Origin of the sequence: Streptomyces canarius (assembly GCF_014650735.1) — a bacterium.
GTDB lineage: Bacteria > Actinomycetota > Actinomycetes > Streptomycetales > Streptomycetaceae > Streptomyces > Streptomyces olivaceoviridis.
In genome coordinates, this window is the sequence record NZ_BMVN01000013.1 from 158,601 (window position 1) to 182,549 (window position 23,949).

The 23,949-nt window shown below is 67.6% G+C and carries 24 protein-coding genes; 16 read left to right on the plus strand and 8 right to left on the minus strand.

Annotated features, from left to right (window positions below; all coding sequences use genetic code 11):
- Positions 1–74: 74 nt before the first annotated feature.
- Positions 75–1,628 (plus strand): glycosyltransferase family 87 protein, encoded by a 1,554-nt coding sequence (locus IE294_RS20385; RefSeq protein ID WP_189888144.1) that lies wholly within the window; start codon positions 75–77, stop codon positions 1,626–1,628.
- 116 nt (positions 1,629–1,744) lie between these two features.
- Here IE294_RS20385 and IE294_RS20390 read toward each other — a convergent pair whose 3' ends face one another.
- The 3 genes from IE294_RS20390 to IE294_RS20400 form a co-directional block, all read right to left on the minus strand.
- The gene (locus IE294_RS20390; RefSeq protein ID WP_030640115.1) at positions 1,745–2,776 is read right to left on the minus strand and encodes an alanine racemase; all 1,032 of its coding nucleotides are present in this window, start codon (positions 2,774–2,776) and stop codon (positions 1,745–1,747) included.
- An 85-nt stretch (positions 2,777–2,861) separates the two neighbouring features.
- Positions 2,862–3,980, minus strand: coding sequence for a lipid II:glycine glycyltransferase FemX (locus IE294_RS20395; RefSeq protein ID WP_189888146.1), 1,119 nt, complete (start codon positions 3,978–3,980; stop codon positions 2,862–2,864).
- 120 nt (positions 3,981–4,100) lie between these two features.
- Positions 4,101–4,415 (minus strand): hypothetical protein, encoded by a 315-nt coding sequence (locus tag IE294_RS20400; RefSeq protein WP_189888148.1) that lies wholly within the window; start codon positions 4,413–4,415, stop codon positions 4,101–4,103.
- Positions 4,416–4,687: 272 nt separating this feature from the next.
- Here IE294_RS20400 and rpsF point away from each other — a divergent pair, with 272 nt between their 5' ends.
- The 4 genes from rpsF to rplI all read left to right on the plus strand — a co-directional run bounded on the left by rpsF (position 4,688) and on the right by rplI (position 6,420).
- The gene (gene rpsF / locus IE294_RS20405) at positions 4,688–4,978 is read left to right on the plus strand and encodes a 30S ribosomal protein S6 (protein WP_014673750.1); all 291 of its coding nucleotides are present in this window, start codon (positions 4,688–4,690) and stop codon (positions 4,976–4,978) included.
- A gap of 80 nt (positions 4,979–5,058) precedes the next feature.
- Positions 5,059–5,637 carry a single-stranded DNA-binding protein gene (locus tag IE294_RS20410; RefSeq protein ID WP_189888150.1) on the plus strand — a complete coding sequence of 193 codons (579 nt, stop codon included), beginning with the start codon at positions 5,059–5,061 and terminating at the stop codon, positions 5,635–5,637.
- Between the two features lie 81 nt (positions 5,638–5,718).
- The gene (rpsR, locus tag IE294_RS20415; protein WP_003949403.1) at positions 5,719–5,955 is read left to right on the plus strand and encodes a 30S ribosomal protein S18; all 237 of its coding nucleotides are present in this window, start codon (positions 5,719–5,721) and stop codon (positions 5,953–5,955) included.
- An 18-nt stretch (positions 5,956–5,973) separates the two neighbouring features.
- Positions 5,974–6,420 (plus strand): 50S ribosomal protein L9, encoded by a 447-nt coding sequence (gene rplI / locus IE294_RS20420; protein ID WP_189818463.1) that lies wholly within the window; start codon positions 5,974–5,976, stop codon positions 6,418–6,420.
- Positions 6,421–6,571: 151 nt separating this feature from the next.
- On the opposite strand, the gene IE294_RS20425 is transcribed toward rplI, so the two are convergent.
- Positions 6,572–7,909 carry an MATE family efflux transporter gene (locus tag IE294_RS20425; protein WP_189888152.1) on the minus strand — a complete coding sequence of 446 codons (1,338 nt, stop codon included), beginning with the start codon at positions 7,907–7,909 and terminating at the stop codon, positions 6,572–6,574.
- 481 nt (positions 7,910–8,390) lie between these two features.
- On the opposite strand from IE294_RS20425, the gene dnaB reads away from it, so the two are divergent.
- The 5 genes from dnaB (at position 8,391) to IE294_RS20450 (ending at position 16,681) form a co-directional block, all read left to right on the plus strand.
- Positions 8,391–9,869, plus strand: coding sequence for a replicative DNA helicase (dnaB, locus tag IE294_RS20430; protein WP_189888154.1), 1,479 nt, complete (start codon positions 8,391–8,393; stop codon positions 9,867–9,869).
- A gap of 245 nt (positions 9,870–10,114) precedes the next feature.
- A complete protein-coding gene (locus IE294_RS20435; protein WP_229917248.1) occupies positions 10,115–10,810 on the plus strand; it encodes a TnsA-like heteromeric transposase endonuclease subunit in 696 nt (231 codons plus the stop codon).
- A gap of 17 nt (positions 10,811–10,827) precedes the next feature.
- Positions 10,828–12,936 (plus strand): TnsB C-terminal domain-containing protein, encoded by a 2,109-nt coding sequence (locus IE294_RS20440; RefSeq protein WP_494487332.1) that lies wholly within the window; start codon positions 10,828–10,830, stop codon positions 12,934–12,936.
- Positions 12,933–14,051 (plus strand): ATP-binding protein, encoded by a 1,119-nt coding sequence (locus tag IE294_RS20445; RefSeq protein ID WP_189888158.1) that lies wholly within the window; start codon positions 12,933–12,935, stop codon positions 14,049–14,051. Before IE294_RS20440 ends, IE294_RS20445 begins: the two co-directional genes overlap by 4 nt.
- Positions 14,048–16,681, plus strand: coding sequence for a TniQ family protein (locus IE294_RS20450; protein WP_189888160.1), 2,634 nt, complete (start codon positions 14,048–14,050; stop codon positions 16,679–16,681). The genes IE294_RS20445 and IE294_RS20450 overlap by 4 nt, the downstream gene beginning before the upstream one ends.
- A gap of 22 nt (positions 16,682–16,703) precedes the next feature.
- On the opposite strand, the gene IE294_RS20455 is transcribed toward IE294_RS20450, so the two are convergent.
- Positions 16,704–17,177 carry a hypothetical protein gene (locus tag IE294_RS20455; RefSeq protein ID WP_189888162.1) on the minus strand — a complete coding sequence of 158 codons (474 nt, stop codon included), beginning with the start codon at positions 17,175–17,177 and terminating at the stop codon, positions 16,704–16,706.
- 144 nt (positions 17,178–17,321) lie between these two features.
- Between IE294_RS20455 and IE294_RS20460 the strand changes: the two genes are divergently transcribed.
- The 4 genes from IE294_RS20460 (at position 17,322) to IE294_RS20475 (ending at position 20,076) form a co-directional block, all read left to right on the plus strand.
- On the plus strand, positions 17,322–17,657 hold the full coding sequence (locus IE294_RS20460) for a hypothetical protein (protein WP_189888164.1): 336 nt from the start codon (positions 17,322–17,324) through the stop codon (positions 17,655–17,657).
- Positions 17,658–17,715: 58 nt separating this feature from the next.
- Positions 17,716–18,018, plus strand: a complete 303-nt coding sequence (locus tag IE294_RS20465) for a hypothetical protein (RefSeq protein ID WP_229917249.1) — start codon at positions 17,716–17,718, stop codon at positions 18,016–18,018.
- Positions 18,019–18,057: 39 nt separating this feature from the next.
- Positions 18,058–18,453, plus strand: a complete 396-nt coding sequence (locus IE294_RS20470) for a hypothetical protein (RefSeq protein ID WP_189888168.1) — start codon at positions 18,058–18,060, stop codon at positions 18,451–18,453.
- 237 nt (positions 18,454–18,690) lie between these two features.
- A complete protein-coding gene (locus IE294_RS20475) occupies positions 18,691–20,076 on the plus strand; it encodes a serine hydrolase domain-containing protein (RefSeq protein WP_189888170.1) in 1,386 nt (461 codons plus the stop codon).
- Positions 20,077–20,141: 65 nt separating this feature from the next.
- Here IE294_RS20475 and IE294_RS20480 read toward each other — a convergent pair whose 3' ends face one another.
- Positions 20,142–20,594 carry a GNAT family N-acetyltransferase gene (locus tag IE294_RS20480; RefSeq protein WP_189888172.1) on the minus strand — a complete coding sequence of 151 codons (453 nt, stop codon included), beginning with the start codon at positions 20,592–20,594 and terminating at the stop codon, positions 20,142–20,144.
- Between the two features lie 9 nt (positions 20,595–20,603).
- Entirely contained in the window at positions 20,604–21,062 is a 459-nt protein-coding gene (locus IE294_RS20485) for a MarR family winged helix-turn-helix transcriptional regulator (protein ID WP_014673743.1), read from the minus strand.
- A gap of 145 nt (positions 21,063–21,207) precedes the next feature.
- Here IE294_RS20485 and IE294_RS20490 point away from each other — a divergent pair, with 145 nt between their 5' ends.
- Together IE294_RS20490 and IE294_RS20495 are read left to right on the plus strand one after the other, a co-directional pair.
- The gene (locus IE294_RS20490; protein ID WP_189888174.1) at positions 21,208–22,419 is read left to right on the plus strand and encodes an MFS transporter; all 1,212 of its coding nucleotides are present in this window, start codon (positions 21,208–21,210) and stop codon (positions 22,417–22,419) included.
- A 99-nt stretch (positions 22,420–22,518) separates the two neighbouring features.
- Positions 22,519–22,938 (plus strand): GlcG/HbpS family heme-binding protein, encoded by a 420-nt coding sequence (locus IE294_RS20495; RefSeq protein WP_189888176.1) that lies wholly within the window; start codon positions 22,519–22,521, stop codon positions 22,936–22,938.
- 78 nt (positions 22,939–23,016) lie between these two features.
- Here IE294_RS20495 and IE294_RS20500 read toward each other — a convergent pair whose 3' ends face one another.
- Complete coding sequence (locus IE294_RS20500) at positions 23,017–23,883, minus strand: GNAT family N-acetyltransferase (RefSeq protein WP_189888178.1); 867 nt, start codon at positions 23,881–23,883, stop codon at positions 23,017–23,019.
- Positions 23,884–23,949 lie beyond the last annotated feature (66 nt).

Consider the following 23,949-nt stretch of genomic DNA (forward strand, 5'->3'; position numbering starts at 1 on the left):
AACATGGGCCGCCGCACCCACCGGGTGCGGCGGCCCTCGGTGTTTTCCCAGCCGGGTACGGCAGGATGTGTCCCATGCCCAGTGCAGAGATGACGCCCGCGAGCATGCACGAGCCCGAGTCCGTGCGATCCGCCGTGGCCGAGCCGGTGCAGCCGACCAGGGAGGACGAGGTCGCCGCCGCCGGCAGTGAGCTGATCGGCGGTCCTCTGGGGCGGCACGCCCTGCTGGGAACCTCCTGGTGGACCCCCGTGCGGATCGTGGCGCTCGTGGCGATCGGCATGTTCGCCCTCGGCCTGGTCCAGAAGGCGCCCTGCTACCACAGCGGCTGGTTCTTCGGAGCGAGCAGTCAGTACACGCACGCCTGCTACTCGGACATCCCGCACCTCTACCAGGGCCGCGGGTTCGCCGACCATCTCGTGCCGTACTTCGACAAGCTTCCCGGCGACATGGACTACCTCGAATACCCGGTGCTCACCGGCGTGTTCATGGAGGTGGCCTCCTGGCTGACCCCGCACAGCGGCAGCATCCAGCACCAGGAGCAGTGGTACTGGTTCGTCAACGCAGGGATGCTGATGGTGTGCGCCGCCGTCATCGCCGTGTGCGTGGCCCGCACCCACCGCCGGCGCCCCTGGGACGGTCTCCTGGTCGCCCTGGCGCCCGCCCTCGCGCTGACCGCGACCATCAACTGGGACCTGCTGGCCGTCGCGCTGACGGCCGCCGCGATGCTCATGTGGTCCCGGGGCCGCGCCCTCGCCTTCGGTGTCCTCCTGGGCCTCGCCACGGCCGCCAAGCTGTATCCCGTCCTGCTGCTGGGGCCGCTGCTGGTGCTGTGCTGGCGGGCGGGCAAGTGGCGCGCGTTCTTCCAGGCCGTCTGCGGCGCGGTGGTCGCCTGGCTCGTGGTGAACCTGCCCGTGATGATCACGCACGACGCGACGGGCTTCCACATCCGTGAGGGCTGGGCGAAGTTCTACACCTTCAGCAAGGAACGCGGTGTCGACTTCGGCTCCTTCTGGCTGATCTGGGCGCAGAACTCCAGCAACCCGCCCACCACCGAGTTCGTCAACACCGCGGCCACGGTGCTCGTGGTGCTGTGTTTCCTCGGCATCGCCGCGCTGACGTTCGTCGCCCCGCGCCGGCCGCGCTTCGCCCAGCTGGCCTTCCTGATGGTGGCCGCCTTCATCCTCACCAACAAGGTCTACTCCCCGCAGTACGTCCTGTGGCTGGTGCCGCTGGTGGTCCTCGCCCGGCCCAAGTGGCGGGACTTCCTGATCTGGCAGGCGTGCGAGGTGGCGTACTTCCTGGGGATCTGGCTGTACCTCGCCTACACGACCAGCGGAGATGCCCACAAGGGCCTGCCCACGCAGGGCTACCACTGGGCGATCGTCGTGCACCTGCTGGGCACGTTGTACCTGTGCGCCGTCGTCGTACGGGACATCCTCATGCCGGAGCGGGACGTGGTGCGCCGGTCCGGTGACGACGACCCGTCGGGCGGAGTGCTCGACGGCGCGGAGGACGTGTTCGTGCTCGGCGCGGGAGCCCATACGCCGCGCGACGCCGCCGACTTCGAGGGGCCTCAGGTGGACTGGGGCCGGCCGGAGACGCTGCCCCACGACGATCGTTCGCTCTGAGCGAACACGCGCCACGCCTCCTCCGTACGCGGCACGCCTCATAGGCACGCGGCAGGCGGTGCACACAGAAGGCCGTGTCCGGGAGTACCGGATACGGCCTTCTCGGCGTTCTGGGCTCAGCGGTCCACGAGACGGTCGAACTGGGTCGTGGTGTGCCGCAGATGGGCCACCAGTTCGTCGCCGACCTTCGGCTCGGGGGCGTCCGAGGGCACGAACAGGATCGACACCTGCATGTGCGGCGGCTCGGCGAACCAGCGCTGCTTGCCGCCCCAGACGAACGGGGAGAGATTCCGGTTGACCGTGGCGAGCCCGGCCCGGGCGACGCCCTTGGCGCGCGGCATGACGCCGTGCAGGGCCTTCGGGGCCTCCAGACCCACGCCGTGCGACGTTCCGCCCGCCACGACCACCAGGAAGCCGTCCGAGGCCGCCTTCTGCTGCCGGTAGCCGAACCGGTCGCCCTTCGCCACACGCGTGACGTCCAGGACGGCACCGCGGTACTCGGTGGCATCGTGGTCCCCCAGCCACAGCCGCGTGCCGATGCGGGCGCGGAACCGGGTCTGCGGGAACTGCTGCTGGAGCCGGGCCAGATCGTCCGCCTTGAGGTGGCTGACGAACATCGTGTGCAGCGGCAGCCGTGCCGCGCGCAGCCGGTCCATCCAGCCGATGACCTCCTCGACGGCGTCCGAGCCGTCGGTGCGGTCCAGCGGCAGGTGGATGGCGAAGCCCTCCAGCCGGACGTTCTCTATGGCCTGGTGCAGCTGGGGCAGATCGTGCTCGCTGATGCCGTGCCGCTTCATCGAGGACATCACCTCGATGACGACACGGGCACCCACGAGGCCGTACACGCCGTCGATCGACGACACCGAGCGGACGACCCGGTCGGGCAGCGGCACGGGCTCCTCGCCACGCCGGTACGGCGTGAGCACCAGGAGGTCACCGCTGAAGAAGTCCTTGATGCGCGCGGCCTCGTAGGTCGTGCCGACGGCGAGCAGGTCGGCACCGAGCCGTGTGGCCTCCTCCGACAGCCGTTCGTGCCCGAAGCCGTAGCCGTTGCCCTTGCAGACCGGGACGAGTCCCGGGAACTGTTCCTGCACGTGCTTGTGGTGCGCCCGCCAGCGCGCGGTGTCGACGTAGAGCGTGAGCGCCATGGCCGGACCCGGAACCTTTCTCGTAGCTGCGGTGGATCAGAGGTGTGAGAGCTGCGAAGGCTATGGAATCAAACGCCCGCGCGGCTCAGCGTCGCGACATGTAGATGTCGAGCGCCTTGTGGAGCAGCTTGTTCAGCGGGAAGTCCCACTCGCCGAGGTACTCGGCGGCCTGGCCGCCGGTGCCGACCTTGAACTGGATGAGGCCGAAGAGGTGGTCGGTCTCGTCCAGCGAGTCAGAGATGCCGCGCAGGTCGTAGACGGTGGCGCCGAGCGCGTAGGCGTCGCGCAGCATCCGCCACTGCATGGCGTTGGACGGCCGGACCTCGCGGCCGATGTTGTCGGAGGCGCCGTAGGAGTACCAGACGTGCCCGCCGACGATCAGCATCGTCGCCGCCGAGAGGTTCACCCCGTTGTGGCGGGCGAAGTACAGCCGCATGCGGTTGGGGTCCTCGGTGTTGAGGGCCGTCCACATGCGCTGGAAGTACGACAGCGGGCGGGGCCGGAAGTGGTCGCGGACGGCCGTGATCTCGTACAGCCGCTGCCACTCGGGCAGGTCCTGGTAGCCGCCCTGGACGACCTCGACGCCGGCCTTCTCGGCCTTCTTGATGTTGCGGCGCCACAGCTGGTTGAAGTTCTTGTGGACCTCTTCCAGGGAGCGGTTCGCCAGCGGCACCTGGTAGACGTAGCGGGGCTGCACGTCGCCGAAGCCGGCGCCGCCGTCCTCACCCTGCTGCCAGCCCATGCGGCGCAGCTTGTCGGCCACCTCGAAGGCGCGCGGCTCGATGAAGTCGGCCTCCAGGTCGCGCAGACGCTTGACGTCCGGGTCCTGGATGCCCCTCTTGATCGTGTCAGCGTTCCAGCGGCGGATGATCACCGGCGGGCCCATCTTCACGGAGAAGGCGCCCTGCTGCTTCAGATGCGCCAGCATCGGCTGGATCCAGTCGTCCAGGTTCGGCGCGTACCAGTTGATGACCGGACCCTCGGGCAGATAGGCGAGGTAGCGCTTGATCTTGGGCAGCTGGCGGTAGAGGACCAGGCCCACGCCGACCATCTGGCCGCTTTTGTCGAACCAGCCCAGGTTCTCCGAGCGCCACTCCGCCTTCACATCTGCCCAGGCCGGGACCTGCATGTGGCTCGCCGCCGGCAGGCTCTGGATGAAGGCCAGATGCTGCTCGCGACTGATGGTCCTCAGGGTCAGGCTCATTCGGGGCGCTCCTCGGGCTGGTGTGTCCCCATGGGTACAGGGGCTCCGGCTCTCGCGCCGAAGCCTACTGCGCCTTGCGAGCGCCCCGACTGGGCGTACGGGGCTTTGAGCCCGGTGGAGTCAGCTGATGATCCCGCCGAACAGGCCGCCGTGGGCCATGCCGATCAGGAAACCGACTCCGGCGGCGCCGAGACCCAGGATCAGGCCGAACCGCTGCCGCGTGGTCACCGAGATCCACTGTCCGTACACGCCCGTGGCCAGTGCCACCAGGCCTGCCCACGAGGTCAACAGGTGAAGGCTGTGGAAGAAGGACGTGATGAAGGACAGCAGGCCGAGGGCGAACGTCACCGCCATCAGGGTGTCCTGAAGGGGATGGGGCTTGCCGTCCGTGGCGAAGAGGGAACCGGCGGTGTTGGGTCGCAATGCCTGTGCCATGGGCACCTCCTGCGGAAGGCGGCGCATCGTAGCGCCGTACACACCCGATGTGTACAGATTGTCGGGGTCGACGGCCGGATTTCAACCGGAAGCGTGGGTGCGGGTAGTCTGTACCGTCTGCACTGGTGTCTGCCCAGACCTGCCCGGGTCACACTGCCGGCTTCCCTGAAGGAACCCGATTGTCAGTGGCGGCCGATACCGTTGCGTACGCATCACAACCCTCCTGCCACGGAACGACCGTGGCCGCTGAGTCCAAAGGAGGTGGGTTCCACATGCGTCACTACGAGGTGATGGTCATCCTCGACCCCGATCTCGAGGAGCGCGCTGTCTCCCCGCTGATCGAGAACTTCCTGTCCGTCGTCCGTGACGGCGGCGGCAAGGTTGAGAAGGTCGACACCTGGGGCCGTCGTCGTCTCGCCTACGAGATCAAGAAGAAGCCCGAGGGCATCTACTCGGTCATCGACCTGCAGGCCGAGCCTGCGGTCGTCAAGGAGCTCGACCGCCAGATGAACCTGAACGAGTCGGTCCTCCGGACCAAGGTCCTCCGCCCCGAGACCCACTGAGCTTCCCCGCTCAGCTGATCTCGGGATTCGAGTAGCAGCAACAAGCAGCCAGAGCAGCAAACCCGCCGAGAGGTTCCCCCATGGCAGGCGAGACCGTCATCACGGTCATCGGCAATCTTGTCGACGACCCCGAGCTGCGCTTCACCCCGTCCGGTGCGGCGGTCGCGAAGTTCCGCGTCGCGTCCACTCCCCGCACCTTCGACCGCCAGACGAACGAGTGGAAGGACGGCGAGAGCCTCTTCCTGACCTGCTCGGTCTGGCGCCAGGCGGCGGAGAACGTCGCCGAGTCGCTCCAGCGAGGCATGCGCGTCATCGTGCAGGGCCGGCTGAAGCAGCGGTCCTACGAGGACCGTGAGGGCGTCAAGCGCACGGTCTACGAGCTGGACGTCGAGGAAGTCGGCCCCAGCCTGCGCAACGCCACGGCCAAGGTCACCAAGACCGCCGGTGGCGCTCGCGGTGGCCAGGGCGGTTACGGCGGCGGTGGCGGCCAGGCTGGCGGCGGCTGGGGCGGTGGCCCCGGTGGCGGCCAGCAGGGCGGCGGCGCTCCGGCTGACGACCCGTGGGCGACCGGCGCTCCCGCCGGTGGCAACCAGGGTGGCGGCGGCTGGGGCGGAGGCTCCGGCGGCGGTGGCGGCTACTCGGACGAGCCCCCCTTCTAAGCCTTCGGGCCAGGCCTTCCGGGCCGGTCCGGGTCGAGGGCGGGTCGTATCCCAACTTCTTGATCACACAGGAGAAACACCATGGCGAAGCCGCCTGTGCGCAAGCCGAAGAAGAAGGTCTGCGCTTTCTGCAAGGACAAGGTCACGTACGTGGACTACAAGGACACGAACATGCTGCGGAAGTTCATTTCCGACCGCGGCAAGATCCGTGCCCGCCGCGTGACCGGCAACTGCACGCAGCACCAGCGTGACGTCGCCACGGCCGTCAAGAACAGCCGTGAGATGGCGCTGCTGCCCTACACGTCCACCGCGCGATAAGGGAAGGGTGACCGACTCATGAAGATCATCCTCACCCACGAGGTCACCGGCCTCGGTGCCGCGGGCGACGTCGTCGACGTCAAGGACGGTTACGCTCGCAACTACCTGATCCCGCGGAAGTTCGCTATCCGCTGGACCAAGGGTGGCGAGAAGGACGTCGAGCAGATCCGCCGTGCTCGCAAGATCCACGAGATCCAGACCATCGAGCAGGCCAACCAGGTCAAGGCCCAGCTCGAGGGCGTGAAGGTCCGTCTGGCCGTCCGCTCCGGCGACGCCGGCCGTCTCTTCGGTTCCGTCACCCCGGCCGACATCGCGTCCGCGATCAAGGCTTCCGGTGGCCCCGAGGTCGACAAGCGCCGCATCGAGCTGTCCGCTCCGATCAAGACCCTGGGCGCCCACGAGACGTCCGTGCGTCTGCACCCCGAGGTTGCCGCCAAGGTCAACGTCGAGGTCGTCGCGGCCTGATCGCCGCGTGATCGCCGTGCTCGCTTGAGCCGGTAAAGGGGCCGCACCCTTCATTGGGCGCGGCCCCTTTCCCCTGTCCAGGGCTCTCCAGACCGGGCTTCCACGACCGGGCTACCGTCACCGGGACGGTGGCATGTTTCACGTGAAACGGTCAGCGGGTCGCGCCCGTCACGACCCATCGGCCCGAGCGGGTCCGCAGCCACAGGGTCAGCATCCGGACCGCCATCATCAACGTCATCGCAGCCCAAAGGGCGGTGAGTCCGCCGCCGAACGTGGGAACGAGCAGGGCCGCGGGAGCGAACACCAACAGGGTGACGACCATGGCCCAGGCCAGATACGGGCCGTCCCCCGCGCCCATGAGGACCCCGTCGAGGACGAAGACGATGCCGCAGACGGGCTGCGACAGCGCCACGAGCAGCAGGGCCGGCAGAGCGGCGTCCTTCACCAGGGAGTCGCTGGTGAACAGTGGCAGGAAGAGCGGTCGTGCGGCCACCACGAGGAGGCCCAGCAGGACTCCGGTCGCGACGCCCCAGTGGACCATGCGACGGCAGGCTTCACGGGCTCCCTGGGCGTCGTCCGCTCCGAGGTAGCGGCCGATGATGGCCTGTCCCGCGATCGCTATCGCGTCGAGGGCGAAGGACAACAGGCTCCACAGGGACAGGACGATCTGGTGCCCGGCGATGTCGGCGTCGCCGAGACGGGCCGCGACCGCTGTGGCGATCATGAGGATCGCCCGCAGGGACAGTGTGCGGACCAGCAGAGGGACGCCGGCCTGAGCCGAGGCCCGGATGCCGGCGGCATCCGGCCGGAGAGAGGCGCCGTGCCGATGGGCCCCACGGACGACGACGGTCAGGTAGACGGCCGCCATGCCGCACTGTGCGATGACCGTGCCCCAGGCCGAACCGGCGATACCGAGCCCGGCACCGTAGACGAGCCCCACGTTGAGCGCGGCGTTGGCGACGAATCCCGCGACGGCGACGTAGAGCGGGGTCCTGGTGTCCTGGAGGCCGCGCAGCACTCCGGTCGCGGCCAGGACGATGAGCATGGCCGGGATGCCCAGTGCGGAGACGCGCAGATAGGTGATGGCGTAGGGGGCCGCGGTCGGGGAGGCGCCGAAGAGGTCCACGATGCCGGGTGCGAGGGGCAGGACGACGGCGATGACGGCGATGCCGAGCAAGAGCGCCAGCCAGATGCCGTCCATGCCCTGACGGATGGCTGCCGGGAGATCACCGGCGCCGACGTGGCGGGACACGCCGGCCGTGGTGGCGTAGGCGAGGAAGACGAAGACACTCACGGCGGTGGTGAGGAGCGCCGAAGCGACGGCGAGACCGGCGAGTTGAGCGGTCCCGAGATGGCCGACGATCGCACTGTCCGCCATGACGAAGAGAGGCTCGGCGACGAGGGCGCCGAAGGCCGGGACGGCCAGCGCGACGATTTCTCGGTCGTGCCGACGCAGGGTGGCCTTGGGGATCTCTGGAGCCTGTGTCATGGGCATCAATGTAATCGTCCACAGGTAAGAGATGCAAGCGGCCTGCAGTCCTTACTTTTGATCGCGAGCCGTGTCCTTTCGGATGCCGTTCGAAGCGATCTTGGCCCGACTGGGGAAGTTTTTTCTCTGCACAGCCGGTGGATCATAAATGTGCAGGTCACAGGCTTGGTCTTGAGGGGATCGAGGGCTTGTTCACAGGGCTTTCCACCGGGTCGTGCACAGGTTTCGGCGAGTTCTCCACAGCATCCGGGCCGTCGTCCACATGGCCTGTGGATAACCAGATTGGCTGACGGTGCCGACGGGCCTACGGTGGTCCGGCGCCCGCTCCCTCGCCGGGCCCCGAAGACGTCCTTCTTCGGGCCGGGGAACCGTCACAAACCCGACGCGCGAGAACCGGAGTTGGGCGTCTTGTTTGTCAGTGCCGTGCCGTACAAAAGAGGACACGGCGAGGTCCGCCGTGCGGACGGGAGGAGGTGGCTCGGTGAGCATTTCCGAGCCCTTGGACGATCCATGGGCCGACAGCGGGCCCAGTGATCGTCTGCCGGCCTCCCGCCGGCGCGCTGACGTCGGCCGGGGGCGTGACGAGCAGCACGACCGAGGCCGGGAGAACGGCGCCTGGGACGGCGGGGGTTCGTCCTTCGAGCGGGTGCCGCCACAGGATCTGGACGCCGAGCAGTCCGTGCTGGGTGGCATGCTGCTGTCCAAGGACGCCATCGCCGATGTCGTCGAGATCCTCAAGGGCCACGACTTCTACAAGCCCGCGCACGAGACGATCTACCAGGCCATCCTGGACGTCTACGCCAAGGGCGAGCCGGCGGACCCGATCACCATCGCCGCCGAACTCACCAAGCGTGGTGAGATCAACAAGGTCGGCGGCGCCGCGTATCTGCACAGCCTCGTCCAGACCGTGCCGACGGCTGCCAACGCGGAGTACTACGCGGAGATCGTCCACGAGCGGGCCGTCCTGCGCCGCCTGGTCGAGGCCGGTACGCGCATCACGCAGATGGGATACGCGGCCGACGGAGACGTGGACGAGATCGTCAACCGTGCTCAGGCCGAGATCTACGCCGTCACCGAGCAACGCACCAGCGAGGACTACCTCCCGCTCGGCGACATCATGGAAGGCGCCCTCGACGAGATCGAGGCGATCGGTTCGCGCAGCGGCGAGATGACAGGTGTGCCCACAGGCTTCACGGACTTCGACTCGCTGACGAACGGCCTCCACCCGGGCCAGATGATCGTCATCGCGGCCCGCCCCGCCATGGGCAAGTCGACCCTCGCCCTGGACTTCGCGCGGGCCGCCTCCATCAAGCACAACCTCCCGAGCGTCATCTTCTCGCTCGAAATGGGCCGCAACGAGATCGCGATGCGCCTGCTGTCCGCCGAGGCCCGGGTCGCCCTGCACCACATGCGGTCCGGCACGATGACCGACGAGGACTGGACGCGGCTCGCCCGCCGCATGCCGGACGTGTCGGCCGCGCCGCTGTACATCGACGACTCCCCGAACCTGTCGATGATGGAGATCCGAGCCAAATGCCGGCGCCTGAAGCAGCGCAACGACCTGAAGCTGGTCGTCATCGACTACCTCCAGCTGATGCAGTCCGGTGGCTCCAAGCGCGCCGAGAGCCGTCAGCAGGAGGTCTCGGACATGTCCCGTAACCTCAAGCTGCTCGCGAAGGAGCTGGAGATCCCGGTCATCGCGCTCTCGCAGCTCAACCGTGGTCCCGAGCAGCGCACCGACAAGAAGCCGATGGTCTCCGACCTGCGTGAGTCCGGCTCCATCGAGCAGGACGCCGACATGGTCATCCTGCTGCACCGTGAGGACGCGTACGAGAAGGAGTCGCCGCGCGCGGGCGAGGCGGACCTGATCGTCGCCAAGCACCGAAACGGCCCGACGGCGACGATCACGGTCGCCTTCCAGGGCCACTACTCGCGCTTCGTGGACATGGCCCAGACCTGATCCACCGGGCTGTAGGGCCTCATTTCCCGTGTCGGAATCTCACGATCGATGTCGGATGGATGTCGGATACGACATTGCCGTGAGATTGGCCAGGCTCTTGAGGTCGAATTCGCTCAAACGTGTGGACGTTCCAAGCTCTCTTGGTGCATGTACTGCCGTACGGCCCAGGCTGTCACCGACTGCTTGATCGCATCGAACCTGATGCTGCGGGAGTGGGGGTGCTCGTGCCAGTTGAGTCGGCAGTGGTGTGTTTCCGTACATCGGGCCGAGGGTTCGAAGACGAGCCATGGGAGAGCGTCAGCAGCGCGACGTTAGCGACAGCGTCTCCATGGCGGACATTCCGGTGGTACGACGGCCAGAAGCACTACTCGGGCACCTACTGGTCCTCGACCATGCGTGACCACGTGATCTACGAGTCGCGGCTTGAACTTGCTCGACTGCTGTTTGACGACTTCGACCCATCCGTCCGCCGCATCCTTGCTCAGCCCTTCCTGCTGAAAGCCGAGGTGGAAGGCAAGGCTCGCAAACACATTCCGGACTATCTGCTGATCAGCGAGGACGGTCCGGTCGTGGTCGACGTCAAGCCGAGGCACCGGGTGGCCAAGCCAGAGGTGGCGTTCACTTTCGACTGGACGCGGCGGCTGGTGGAGACACGCGGATGGCGATACGTCGTGTGGAGCGAACCTGCGCCGGCGGAACTCGAGAACCTTCGGTTCCTCGCCGGGTACCGACGTGACTGGCTTTTCGATGGTCTCCTGCTCGACGAACTTCGAGCGATGGAGCTGGATTGCCGGACACTTGGCGAACTCGATGACGCACTCGCCGGACGGGAACCGGAGGAGGTCCGTGCTGGGGTCCTTCACCTTCTCTGGCGTGGTGAGCTGGTCACCGACTTGACTACCCCGCTCAGCGGTCATCACGTTCTGAAGGCTTCGAAGTGAGCTGGGCCGGAGTCCGCGTGGGGGTTGGTACACGGTTCCGCTATGACGGCGAGACCGTTGAGGTCATCGAGCTGGCGATCACCGCGAACGGCAACGAGGCGGTACTGAAGAACGGCCGCGGGAAGCTGCTGAGACTGGCAGTGAAGGAGCTGCTGCTGTCTGATCGAGTTCGTGTGATCCCGGATGCTCCGGGCCCGTCCGGTGACGACGACGAAGACGTCGCTGGTGTCGTGCTGAGCCAGCTGTCGAAAGCCGAGCAAGACGGACTACGAGTGCGGGCAGGCCATGTCCGGGAGGTCCTCACTGGTTACCGTTCGGGTGCTCCCGAGCTGGCAGCGGAAGGCGAGCCGAGGCCGGAATACTCGCCTGACCTCTCGCTCGGCGAGCGCTACGCGAGCAAGGCCGCTGAACTCGGCATCACCGTTCGTACCGTCGAGCGCTGGGTTCGGGACTTTCGCCGTGGCGGCGAGGCGGGCTTGGCGGCTGCCGGGCGACCCGCACGTGGGCGGGTCACGAAACTGGATGACCGGTGGGTGGAGACAGCCACGGAGGTTATGGTCGAGCACGCCAAGGAGTCCAAGCCGTCCCGCACGCTGGTGATCGAGCGGACCCGAGCACGGGTGGTCGCACGGTTCGGCCCGGATGTCGTCCCGCAACCCAGCCGGGCTACGGCCTTCCGGCTGCTTGAGGAGTTGGAGGACCAGCACCCGCTCTTCCGGCTGAGTGCGAAGCGGAACCGGGACATCGCTGGCCGGCCAAGTGAGCCTTATGGCAAGTTGCGGCCGACCAGGCCGGGCGAGTACCTCCTGATGGACTCCACCCGGCTGGACGTTTTCGCCTTCGACCCGTTCACGCTTCGATGGGTGCAGGCTGAGCTCAGCGTCGGTATGGACTGGTACACCCGCTGCATCACCGGCATCCGCCTCACCCCGGTGTCGACGAAGGCGGTGGACGTCAGCGCGGTGCTCTACCAGTCGTTCCGGCCCAGGCCGGCTGGGAAGGACTGGCCGCGCTACGCGGTCTGGCCCGAGCACGGCATCCCTCGGACGGTCCTCGTGGATACGGCTGTCGCCGAAGGGGCTGGTGCAGCTGGACCCATTCTGGTTCCGGAAACCCTGGTCATCGACCACGGAAAGCAGTACGACTCCGAGCATCTGACCAGCGTCTGCCGGCGGATGGGCATCTCGATCCAGCCTGCGAGGCTACGGACGGGCCGCGACAAAGGGCCAGTCGAAAGATTCTTTCGCACCCTGCGCGAGGGCCTGCTCCAAGCATTGCCCGGCTATAAGGGGCCGGACGTCCATTCCCGGGGGGAGAACCCGGAGGACGACGCCTTCTTCTTCCTGCATGAGCTGGAGGCGATCATCCGTGAGTGGGTCGCGGCGGTCTACCACCATCGCCCGCACACGAGTCTGGTCGACCCGGGCCTGCCAGGGCTGCGGATGTCCCCCGCCGCGATGTTCGAGCATGGCATGGCCCGGGCGGGTTACATCGAGGCCCCCAGAGACCCCGACCTCGCCTACGAATTCCTGAAGACCGAATGGCGCACGATCCAGCACTACGGAGTCGAGATCGGCCGTCGCCGATACAGCGGCCCCGGCCTCAAATGCCTCAGCGATGTCCGGAGTCCCTACAAGGGGCCGGTCGAGAACGGATGGCCCTTCCAGGTCGACCCCGACGACATCACTCGCATCTACGTCCGGGACCTGGACCGTCGCTGGCGCACCCTGACCTGGGAACATGCGCCCACGGCAGGTATGCCGCTGAGCGAGGATGCTCTCGCCTTCGCCCGGAAACTGGCTGCTGCGAAGTATCGCTTTCCTGACGACCGTCTTGCAGTCGCCGACCTATTGGAGCGCTGGAACCTCGGCCTGGGCACAACTCTGGCAGAGCGGCGGATGGCCCTGCGGCTATCGCGAGAGCAAGCGGCCATCGAACTGCCCGATTCCGACGAGTCAGTCGTCTCGCTGCCCTCAGTCCGCAAAGCCCTGGGGGACAAAGACAGCTCGTCCCACGAGGAGCTGGAGGAGATGGAGCCGGCCGAGACGGGTGATGACGACGAGGCCGACTTCGAAACCCTCGTCGAAGAGGATGACTTCTACGCCGACGCACTGGAGGACGTGTGACTGACCCGCTCCCGCTGGGCCTGGGGAATCTGGCGTTGTCGCGGAAGGAGGACTTCAAGGAGTTCGCCAACGCTCCGCGTCGCGAACAGCCCAGGCTGCTGACGAGGGCAGAGCTGAAAGCTCTGACCTCTGAGGCAAGAGCCGCCTACGACCGACTTCGGCGGGAGTGGCATGCCAACCTCGGGCCGATCAGGACGCAGCAACTGGCCGATCTTCACGAGGAGTTGTGGGACATCGTCGACAGCAATCAGCAGGATGGTGACAAGGCCAAGGGCGCCGTGGCTGTCGACGCCTTTCCCGGCCTCGGGAAGACGACCTCGGTGCTGGCGTTCCTCCGTGAGTTCCACCACCGGGAGATCGCCGAGAACGGCGAGTTCACAGCGCAGGGACACGAACGGCTTCCGGTCTGCCGGGTCGGACTGACCGGCAACACCGGCATGAAGGACCTCAACCGTGCCATTTTGGAATTCTTCGGCCATGCCGGACGCAACCGCGGAACAGCCGCCCAGATGGGCCAGCGGGCCCTGGACTGCGTGTTGTCCTGCGAAGTGCGCGTCCTCGCCCTCGACGATCTGCACTTCCTGAAGTGGCGCAACACCAGCGGCATCGAGGTCAGCAACCACCTGAAGTGGATCGCCAACGAGTTCCCCGTGACCTTGCTGATGATCGGCGTCGGACTCGCAGAGAAGGGCCTGTTCAGCGAAGGAACCACTTCTGGTGACACAGCCCTGGCCCAGACAGGCCGGCGCACGACTCGACTGGACATGCAGCCCTTCACCATCACGAACGAGGCAGGCCGCCGAGAATGGAGGAAGATGCTCCTCGCCCTGGAGAAGCGAGTGGTCCTAGCCGATAAGTACCCCGGCATGCTTGCAGACGATCTTTCCGACTACCTCTTTGCCCGCAGCACCGGGCATATCGGCTCTCTGATGACACTGATCAACCGGGGCTGCCAAAGAGCCGTCCGCAGCGGCACCGAACGCCTCGACCGTGACCTGCTCGACCGAGTGAAGAACGACGAGGCATCCGAGAAGGCTCGCAGAGAGCTCGAAGCAGCCCTGGACAAGCGACGACTCACCAGCCGGCCCCGATCCAGCAACCGGAAAGCCGCGTGACGTCCGGCCTGCGGACTCTCCCGATCAGAGTCGCGCCGCTGCCAGGAGAAGCCCTGGACTCCTGGCTGGAGACCCTGGCCCACCGCAGCATGGTCAGCTTCCGCGAGATCCTGATCGCCTTGGGACTGCCCGGCCGGCGCGACGGCAACCTCCCTGACCTCACCCGCTACCTCGAGCCGGAGCAGGCCGAACAGGCCGCGGCCGTCAGCGGAGTCCCCGCTGACCGGTTGCACGCGATGACGTTGCGCCAGTACGACGGCCATGCGCTCGTACTGCACCCGGACCGCCGGACGGTGAATCGCATGCAGCTATGGGGCCGAAACGGCTCCCGATACTGCCCCCAATGCCTTCACGAACACGACGGCCGCTGGCAGTTGCGCTGGCGCCTCCCCTGGAGCTTCGCTTGCACTCGGCACCGGATCCTGCTGCCGCACGCCTGTCCCTCTTGCAACCAGCGCACCCGCCACGGCCGAGTCAGCATCTTCCGTGATCTTCCACCCCATCAGTGTCCTACGACGCTGAAACCGTCAGGGGCGCTCTGCCAGACGGATCTTGCCCTGGCCCCCGCGGCCGCCCTTCGCGAAGACAGCCCAGTACTGGCGTCGCAGCGCTGGATCAACGACCTGCTGGACCGAGTCGAACAGGGACAAGCGCAGTCCCTTCCCGCACCCCGAATGATTTTCAACGACCTGCGTGCGTTGGCCTCCTGGGTTTTGCGCATCGCGGAACCCGGCGACTTCCCGACACTCGATCCACATGTCGAGCAGGCATGCCAGGACTACGCCGGAGACGGCCAGTTCTCGCCCACCTCGGCGGCAGTGACCGCAGGCGGACTCACCCGCGCCGTCCACATCCTTCAACAGGGCTCCGACAAGACAAACATCGCCACGCTGCGGACCCTCCTCGAACGAGACGGCGAGCGACTGGACCTCATGCCACTCGGCGACATCAACAAACGCTGGAGAGCACACTCCACTGCCCTGCAACAACTGATCTGGCAGGCCATGGACACCCGCATGGCGAACGTGGACCGGCTCCGCTTCCGAAGCTGCACCACTCGCCCGCGCCCACCCCACAAGATGAACGAGACCTTGACTACGGCACGGGCCGACCGAGTCCCACAGTTGCTCTGGCGTGGATGGACTGCCCGCTTCCTGCCCGCCGCCGGCGTCCGGAACATCGGCAACTTCCGCGCGGCCCTGGCCGTCGCACTCCTCCTCCCCGGAGCATCCAAACGTCACTTCGATCCCCTGATCAGCATGCTCGGCCATCAGGCGCAGCTCGACGTCCACTACACGCTTGCCGAGCTTGCCCAGCAGGGCCACGACGGAGTCCTCACCGGGCTCTGCAAGATCGCCGACTACCTGGACACCCAGCCCGTCCCCATCGACTACGAACGTCGACGCGGGCTGACAGGTGACGGCCTCTTGCCCGCTGATGACTGGGTTTCGATTTGCACACAGACCGGTGTCCACCCGGGACAGGAAGCGCGGCTGCTGTCTGTGCGCCGCTACCTCTATCAGCGCATCACCGGAAATGATCTCCGGCAGGCGCCAGAGTCGCTCCGGATCACGACCGCCGAGGAGACGGCAGGCGTCGCGGTGGTTCCCTTCCGGATCACCGCCGCCCTGCTGGGAACTCTCGACAAGTACGGCGAGAACTACCTACGGGGTTTGGGCATCGACGAACCGCTGACCTGGGAGCCTCCAGCGGATCTTGCCGCTGGACTCTGCCTGCCCGGCAGACCAGTGGACGTGACACGAGCGCACCGTCTCATCTGCGCTGAGGGCCAAGCGCCCGCCGTCGCTGCCAAGGAGATGGGCGTCGCTCTGGAGAGCATCCGCCATTGCTTCGAGCAGCACCCACCCAGCAGCCCCTGGCCCTCCAAAAGCGGCGGATCTTGGGTCGACCCCAGCCGGCCCATCGCTCGACGGTCCCGGCTTGCCGCAGCTCAGGCCCGTCAGCAAGCACATACCGTGCTCACCGACGATTTCCTGCGACGCGAGTACCTCGACGCGCGGAAGACGGTCAGAGAGATCGCCTCAGAGACCCGTCTCCCCAAAAGACTCATCAGCGAGGTGCTGAATCAGTCCGGCCTCATTGCTAGCCGAGAGCCATCGAGGAAGCCGATCGGCGATGAGCAGTGGATCCGAGAGCAGTACATCCGGCAGGCCCGGACCCTGGCCAGCATCGCCACCGAGCTGGACATGAGCCCAACGACCCTGACACGCCGCCTCCGGGCCATGGGCATCGCACTCCGTCCACGCGGCGGACGCCGGGCAGTGAGCCAATCGGAACTCGACTCAGTACCGCCGCTGATCAGGCCGGCCCTCACAGATCGGCGCTGTTGGGGCCGCCTTCAGCGGTTTCGAGAAGCCATGAAGCATCGCACCCTCGCCGAGGCATCACGCCAGCTCGGCACCACTCGCTCGGTCCTTTACACCCAGTTTGCTGCCCTGGAAGGTGATTTGGGCTTCCAGCTCTACATCCGCCCCCGCCGGGGCGAATCACTCCGCCCCACCAAGGCCGGACAAGCCGTGATGGACGCGCTGACCGACAGCGAAGGCGCCCGACCAGGCGGCAACACCATCGAGACCGGCATTCCTCCCGCCTCCAGGCAGAACCCATGACCAGCCGATCGTCGGCGGTCGGCTATCGAACAGGACCGCACTCATCGACCAGAATGGTCGGCTCCGACAGGAAGACGTTCGGGTCGACGGGCCCATAGGCAACGTTGAACGTGTCGAGCCAGTACGACCAGTCCCGTATTCCGGCGGCGCTACTGAACCGATAGTTCAACTGCCAACGGACCCACTGCCCCGGGACCAGACGCACCGCCGGCGGCCGCCTCGGGCGCGGCGGCAATCCGAACAACGGCTCCACACGCGCCAGCACGCGGAGCCGATCGCCCTCGTCTCGCAAGCTGAGTCCGACCTGGCGCAAGTCCCTCTCACTCTTGTGCGGCTCGAAACCGTCACGCTCGGACATCTGGATGACCTGGGCGAAGGAAGACGGCACTGGTGACACCAGGAACCCCGTTGGCGCTGAGTTCCTACGGGCAGCAGCGTCACCGCCCCTGGAGTGCTTCGTCCAGGACGTCCTGATCCACTGAACCGTAATCTCCACTGGAACCGCCTTTCGCCTGGGACACTACGGCGACCACAGCCTGCACGGCACTCGGGTTTTGGCGTGCTGCCCGGCGGCCCGGAAGATTCCGGCTGAGACGGACCTATTGCACGGCCCTAGAGTCCAACAGCGGAGGAGGCGAAGATGGCGCTGAACAAGAAGGGTTCCCGGCGCATAACCGTTGACGGGATCGAGTACCGCTGGCGGATCCGCAGGAAGCCCTCCTACATGCAGGGACTCTGCTGGACACCGATGACCTATGCGGTTGAAGCGGCCAGCGACAGCCAGCCGGGCACGACCTTGATCGTCACCAGCGGTCAGGCCCATCCCAGCAACTGGGTGGGCGTCGAGACGGAGCCCATTCGTCCGGCTCACGTTGCTGCCAGCATTCGAGAGGCACGGGATCAAGGCTGGGATCCAACCCGGGTCGGTTCTCCTTTCCAGCTCGACCGATCCGCAGGATTCATCGCCCAGGCATGAGACAGAGCGGAGTAGGGCGGCGCATCCGGCCCGGCATCATGGCCTGGTGACCACATGGATGCGCTGCTACTGGGACGAGGAAGACACCTGGTTCTACTTCGAGGTCGACGCCGAAGGCTGGGTGATCCGGCAGGTCGAACTCGAAGGGCCTGAGCTGACCCCGATCGCAGCTGCCTCCCTCGCCGAGTGGCAGCGGGCCCGCGACGCAGGCCGCCTCGACGAGTACGACAGCAGGTTCGGGATCACCGCCGAGCTGCCCGTCTCGGAATGGGAAGGCCACGACCCCGAACAACTCACCTTCGAGGAGTTCGAGGATGTCTGGGGCCCTGCCCGTCAGCAGATCGCTTCCCGGACCAGCTGACCTCTCGGCGCCGCACTGGCTTCTTGGCATCATCGCGACATGAACCCGACCCTTCCCCGCACCGTCCGGGCCGTCGACACCGCTCAGCTCCTGGACCTGGCCCAGGAGGCTGCCATGCATGGCTTCAGCCAGCGGCTCCCGGTCGACTGGCTACGAGAACACCTCGCCGCAGAAGCGACGCACTACCTGTTCCCGACACTCGTGCAGCGGCTCACGCACCGTCCCGAGGTGCCGCTGCAGTGGAGGTGCCAGCAACTGCTGACCGTCAGCACCGGCGAGCAGATCTGGGGTCTCCTCGACGTCCTTCCCGACACCTTCGACAAGATCCCGGAGACCTTGGACACGGCATCCAAGAAGGACATCGTCAACCGCATCGAGCAAGCAGTGAAGGTGCGGGAGTGGATGGAACGGACGGCCGCCGATGCAGGCTCATGAGGTCCGGCGCAGCCGGCTGGGCAGTCTGAGGAAAATGACACCGATCTGAGACAGCCGCCTGCCGACACGTCGTGAGACTGGAGGGGAACGTCCAGGTCATAGCGTCGGCGCATGACACCGAAAGAGAGAACCTACACGGGCACGTCCGCGGTTACGGGCGGGAGTGACGGCGGGCCCGGCCGGGGGCGCGCGGCAAATGCATTCGACGCCCGCCGCCGCACCAGGTGGACTGGGCCCATGACGAGAACTCAGGAAACGCTGCTCCCCGCCACCCGCCGGGCCTTGCTCCACCGGATCGCCGTCGCGCAGACCGAAGGACGGGCTCCGTCACTGGTCGCCGCCGTGGTACGGGACGGGCAGGCCGTGTGGCACGGGGCGCGGACCTCGGTGGACGGGCACGGGCCGGACGAGACCGTGCAGTACCGGATCGGATCCATCACCAAGACCTTCACCGCCGTACTGGTGATGCGGCTGCGGGACGAGGGCGTCCTCGATCTCGGTGACCCGCTGGAGAAGCATCTGCCGGGCACCGGTGCGGGGGAGTCGACGATCGCGGAACTGCTCGCGCACACCGCCGGGTTGGCGGCCGAATCGCCCGCGCCCTGGTGGGAGCGGACGCCCGGCTCCCTGCGGCCCGCACTGAGCGATGTGCTCGGGGAACAGCCCCTCCTGCATCCCGTCGGCCGACGGCACCACTACTCCAACCCCGGCTACACGGTTCTCGGTGCCCTGGTGGAAGAGCTGCGCGGCGCGCCCTGGGAGGAGGTGCTGCGCGCGGAGATCCTGGAGCCGCTGGGCCTGCACAGGACGAGCACGCAGCCGGAGCAGCCGCACGCGGGGGGATGGGCGGTGCACCCGTGGGCCGACGCGATGCTCCCCGAGCCGACGGAGGACCTGGGCCGGATGGCACCGGCCGGCCAGCTCTGGTCGACCACCGGGGACCTGGCGCGGTTCGCCGCGTTTCTGGCCCGCGGAGACGAGCGGGTCCTGAGTGCGGAATCCGTCCGGGAGATGCGCACTCCGGCGGCGCCCGCCGAGGCCGCGGATGTGGTGGACGGGGACACGTACGGCCTGGGCATGCAGATCCAGTGCCGTGACGGCCGGCTGCTCGTCGGGCACTCCGGTTCCCTGCCGGGTTTTCTGGCCAACCTCACGATCGGCGTGGAGGACGACGTGGCCGCGGTGGTGCTCGCCAACTGCACCAGTGGTCCGCTGCTGGGTGCCGTAGGAGCGGATCTCGTCCGGATCGTCGCGGAGGCGGAGCCGCGCATCCCCGAGCCCTGGCGACCGCTGAGGGAGGTCGACCCGGCCGTGCTGGGGCTCGTGGGGCAGTGGTACTGGGGCACCCACGCCTTCGGCCTGCGTGCGACCGCCGACGGCCTGCTCGCACTGGCGCCACTGGCGGGTGGCGGACGGAAAGCCCGCTTCCGCGCGAACGGCGACGGCACCTGGACGGGGCTGGAGGGCTACTACGCCGGTGAGCTGCTGCGGCCCGAACGGCGCCCGGACGGGTCGGTGAGTCACCTGGATCTCGGCTCATTCGTGTTCACCCGGCAGCCGTACGACCCCGAGGCCCCGGTGCCCGGTGGCGTGGATCCGGAGGGATGGCGGGGCATCGGCTAGCCCGGATATGCACAAGGGGTGTGTTTCACGTGGAACACACCCCTGTTCCGTTCTTCGGGCCGCCGTCAAAGGCGCAGCTTGAAGCCCTCGTGTGAGGCGGTGAAGCCCAGCCTCTCGTAGAAACGGTGAGCATCGGTCCGCGTCTTGTCGGACGTGAGCTGCACCATCCGGCAGTCGAGCCTTCGGGACGTGTCGATCGCCCACTCGATCAGCCGGCCGCCCAGCCCGCTGCCCCGCTCGTCGGCGTGGATGCGTACGGCCTCGATGAGCGCACGAGTGGCCCCCTTGTGCGAAAGCCCGGGGATGATCGTCAGCTGGAGAGTCCCGATCACACGGCCGTCGCGCACGGCGACGACGACGTGCTGGTTGGGGTCGGCGGCAAGGCGTTCCAGCGCGCTCCGGTACGGCGTGAGATCGTCGGGTGACTCGCGCTGGGCCCCGAGCGGGTCGTCGGCGAGCATCGCCACGATCGCCGGGAGGTCGTCGGCGGTCGCGGCACGTACCTCAAGATCGTCCATGGGCGCACCCTACGCGGGCACGTTCAGGGACTCCACCACTCGCACCAGCGGCGCCAGTTCGGGGCTCTGGGCGGCGCTGTCCAGGGCCTCGCGCAGGGCGGCGTCATTGGTGGGCCGCGCCTCCTCCAGCAGCCGCAGGCCCGCCGGGGTGACGTTGGTGTAGATGCCGCGCCGGTCGGTGGGGCACAGGTAGCGCTCCAGCAGTCCGCGGTCCTCCAGCCGGGTCACCAGGCGGGTGGTGGCGCTCTGGCTGAGCACGACCGCGTCGGCGACCTGCTTCATCTGAAGATGCCCGCCCTCGCCTTCGTGCTGTCTGCTGAGGACGTCCAGCAGTGAGTACTCGCGGACGCTCAGGTCGTGCTTGGCCTGTAGGGCGCGCTCGATGTGCGCCTCGATCCGTCCGTGCAGCGCAGAAAGGGCGCACCAGCCCTGTGCGAGGGCGGTGAGCGCGGGGTCCGTCGCTGTCATTGGCGTTTTCCTCCGTCCCGGAGTGGCTGCATCACAAGAGTAGAGCACCGCCGCAATAGACGTCGTTTGCGTTTAGCCCGCGTCTGCAATTATTGTGATGGAACGCAACGCGCTCCTGCAATCGTTTGGGAAGGTGTACCCCCTCATGCCTCTCGCGCTTCTGGCCCTCGCGATCGGGGCCTTCGGAATCGGAACGACCGAGTTCGTGATCATGGGCTTGCTGCCCGAGGTCGCGAGTGACTTCGGGGTCTCCATCCCCACGGCGGGCCTGCTCGTGACCGGCTACGCGCTCGGCGTGGTCATCGGCGCCCCGCTGATGACCGTGCTCGGCACCAAGGTCCCGCGCAAGCGGATGCTGATGCTGCTCATGGGCCTGTTCATCGCCGGGAACCTGCTCTCGGCCGTCGCCCCGGCCTTCGCGGTCATGCTGATCGGACGAGTGGTCGCCTCGCTCGCCCACGGTGCCTTCTTCGGCATCGGCTCGGTCGTCGCCGCCGAACTGGTCGCGCCCCACAAGAAGGCCGGCGCCATCGCCATGATGTTCACCGGTCTGACCATCGCCAACGTCGTCGGCGTCCCGCTGGGCACGTTCATCGGGCAGAGCGCCGGCTGGCGCGTCACCTTCGGCATCGTCGCAGCCCTCGGTGTCGTCGGCCTCGCCGGTATCGCCAAGCTCGTTCCCGAGCTGCCGCGGCCGGAGGGCGTACACCTGCGCCACGAGCTGGCCGCCTTCAAGAACGCCCAGGTCCTGCTGGCCATGGCGATGACCGTCCTCGGCTTCGGCGGTGTCTTCGCGGCCATCACCTACATCGCCCCGATGATGACCCACGTCGCCGGTTTCGCCGACGGATCGGTCACCTGGCTGCTGGTCCTGTTCGGCCTCGGCATGGTGGCCGGCAACCTCATCGGCGGCAAGTTCGCCGACCGCGCCCTGATGCCGATGCTGTACGTCTCCCTGGGGGCCCTGGCCGTCGTCCTGGCGCTCTTCACACTGACCGCCCACAACAAGATCGCGGCGGCGGTGACCATCGCCCTGATCGGCGCCCTCGGCTTCGCCACCGTGCCGCCGCTACAGAAGCGCGTCCTCGACCAGGCGCACGGCGCTCCGACGCTCGCCTCGGCCGTCAACATCGGCGCCTTCAACCTGGGCAACGCCCTGTCCGCCTGGCTCGGCGGCCTCGTGATCGCGGCCGGCTTCGGTTACACGTCCCCCAACTGGGTGGGCGCCGCGCTCGCCGCCGCCGCGCTGGTCCTCGCCTTCCTCTCGGCAGCCCTGGAGCGCCGTGACGGCGCCCACGGGCCCCTGACCGCCTCCGGCACATCGGCGGCGGAGCAGCGGACGCCCGTCCACCACTGAGCGCCCGCACCCCGGACGCCTCACACCCACAGACCTCCGTACCGGGACTCTCCCGGTACGGCAAGCACCCACCACAGCACCTCCCGAGGAGACATCTCCATGACCACCACCGCCGTCGCCCCGCTCACCATCGAGGACGCCGAGCTGCTGGTCGCCACCGCCCGCCGGGCGGCCGAGGACGCCGGAGTCACCGTCAGCGTCACCGTCCTGGACGCCGGCGGTCACCTGCTCGCCTTCCGCCGGGACGACCGCGCCGTGCTGATCTCGGGCGAGACCAGCACCCGCAAGGCCTACACGGCTCTCCAGCTGAACGCGCCCACCGCCGACCTCGTCGACGCCGTCCAGCCCGGCGGCCTCTTCCACACCCTGCCCACGGCGCTCGACCGGCCCCTGCTGTTCATCGCGGGCGGTATCCCGGTCCACCGCGACGGCCGGCTGGTCGGCGCGATCGGTGTCGGCGGCGGTGCTCCGGACCAGGACCACGGCTTCGCCACCGCGGCCGTGCAGGCGCTCGTCTGAGCCATAACAACAGCCCGGCCCGCATGACACCGGCCCCGCCGCTTCGAGCGGCGGGGCCGGTGCGCGTCGTACGAGGACTCAGCCCGCGGCGACCGTCAGCGGTGCGAACCGTCGCGTCCAGTCCCCCGGCAGATCCGTGATGCCATAGATCATCACCGAGTTGACGGCCACGGAGGCCAGGCCGCGCTCCTTCGCCCACGTGAGCAGCTCTTCATGGCGCACGTCGATGTCGGTCCGCAGCGGACGGTCCGTGCGGGCCGCCAGCGAGGCGATCAGTGCCTTGGCGGTCTCCGTGTCCCGGGCGATCAGCGGACCGACGACATGGGTGTCCATGTTGGGCCACGCGGCGGCGTAACCGATGAGGCGGCTGTCCTCCTCGGCCACCCGGAGCTGATCGGCGAAGGCGGGCAGGCGGGTGATGAGGGAGGTGCGATCGGTACCGAACACCTCCTCGTCGAGGCGCAGGATCGCCGGGAGATCCTCTGCGGTGGCGGCACGCGTGACGACCCCGTAATCCCGGCCGCCGGGGGTGAAGCGGCCCGTCAGCATCTCTGCCCGGCCCGTCACCTTGAAACCCAGCTCCTCGTACAAGGGACGGCCGTACGGCGTGGCGTGCAGAGTCAGGGGAGTCGTCCCCATGCTGGACATGACGTGCCGCATCAGGCGGCGCCCGACACCCCGACGGGCGTGACGTTCGGCCACGAGAACCATGCCGATGGCGCCGAGATCCGGCCGCCCCCACGTGCCGTACTCCGTGACCACGCACGCGGCGACGAGGCCGCCCTCGGGGTCGTCGATGCCGAAGCCCTTCCCGGCTGTGAGGAGGAAGCCCCACTTGTGTTCCTCACGTGGCCACCCCCGGTCTTCGGACAGGTCGGCGCAGGCGGTGAGGTCGCGAAGCGTCAGGCGGCGAATGGGCAGAGCGGTGAGGGAAGGAGTTGGCACGCAGGTCAGGCTGTCCGACCAGCACCCCTGCCGTCCACCCGTTTCGAGGCGGACGCACGTGCTTTT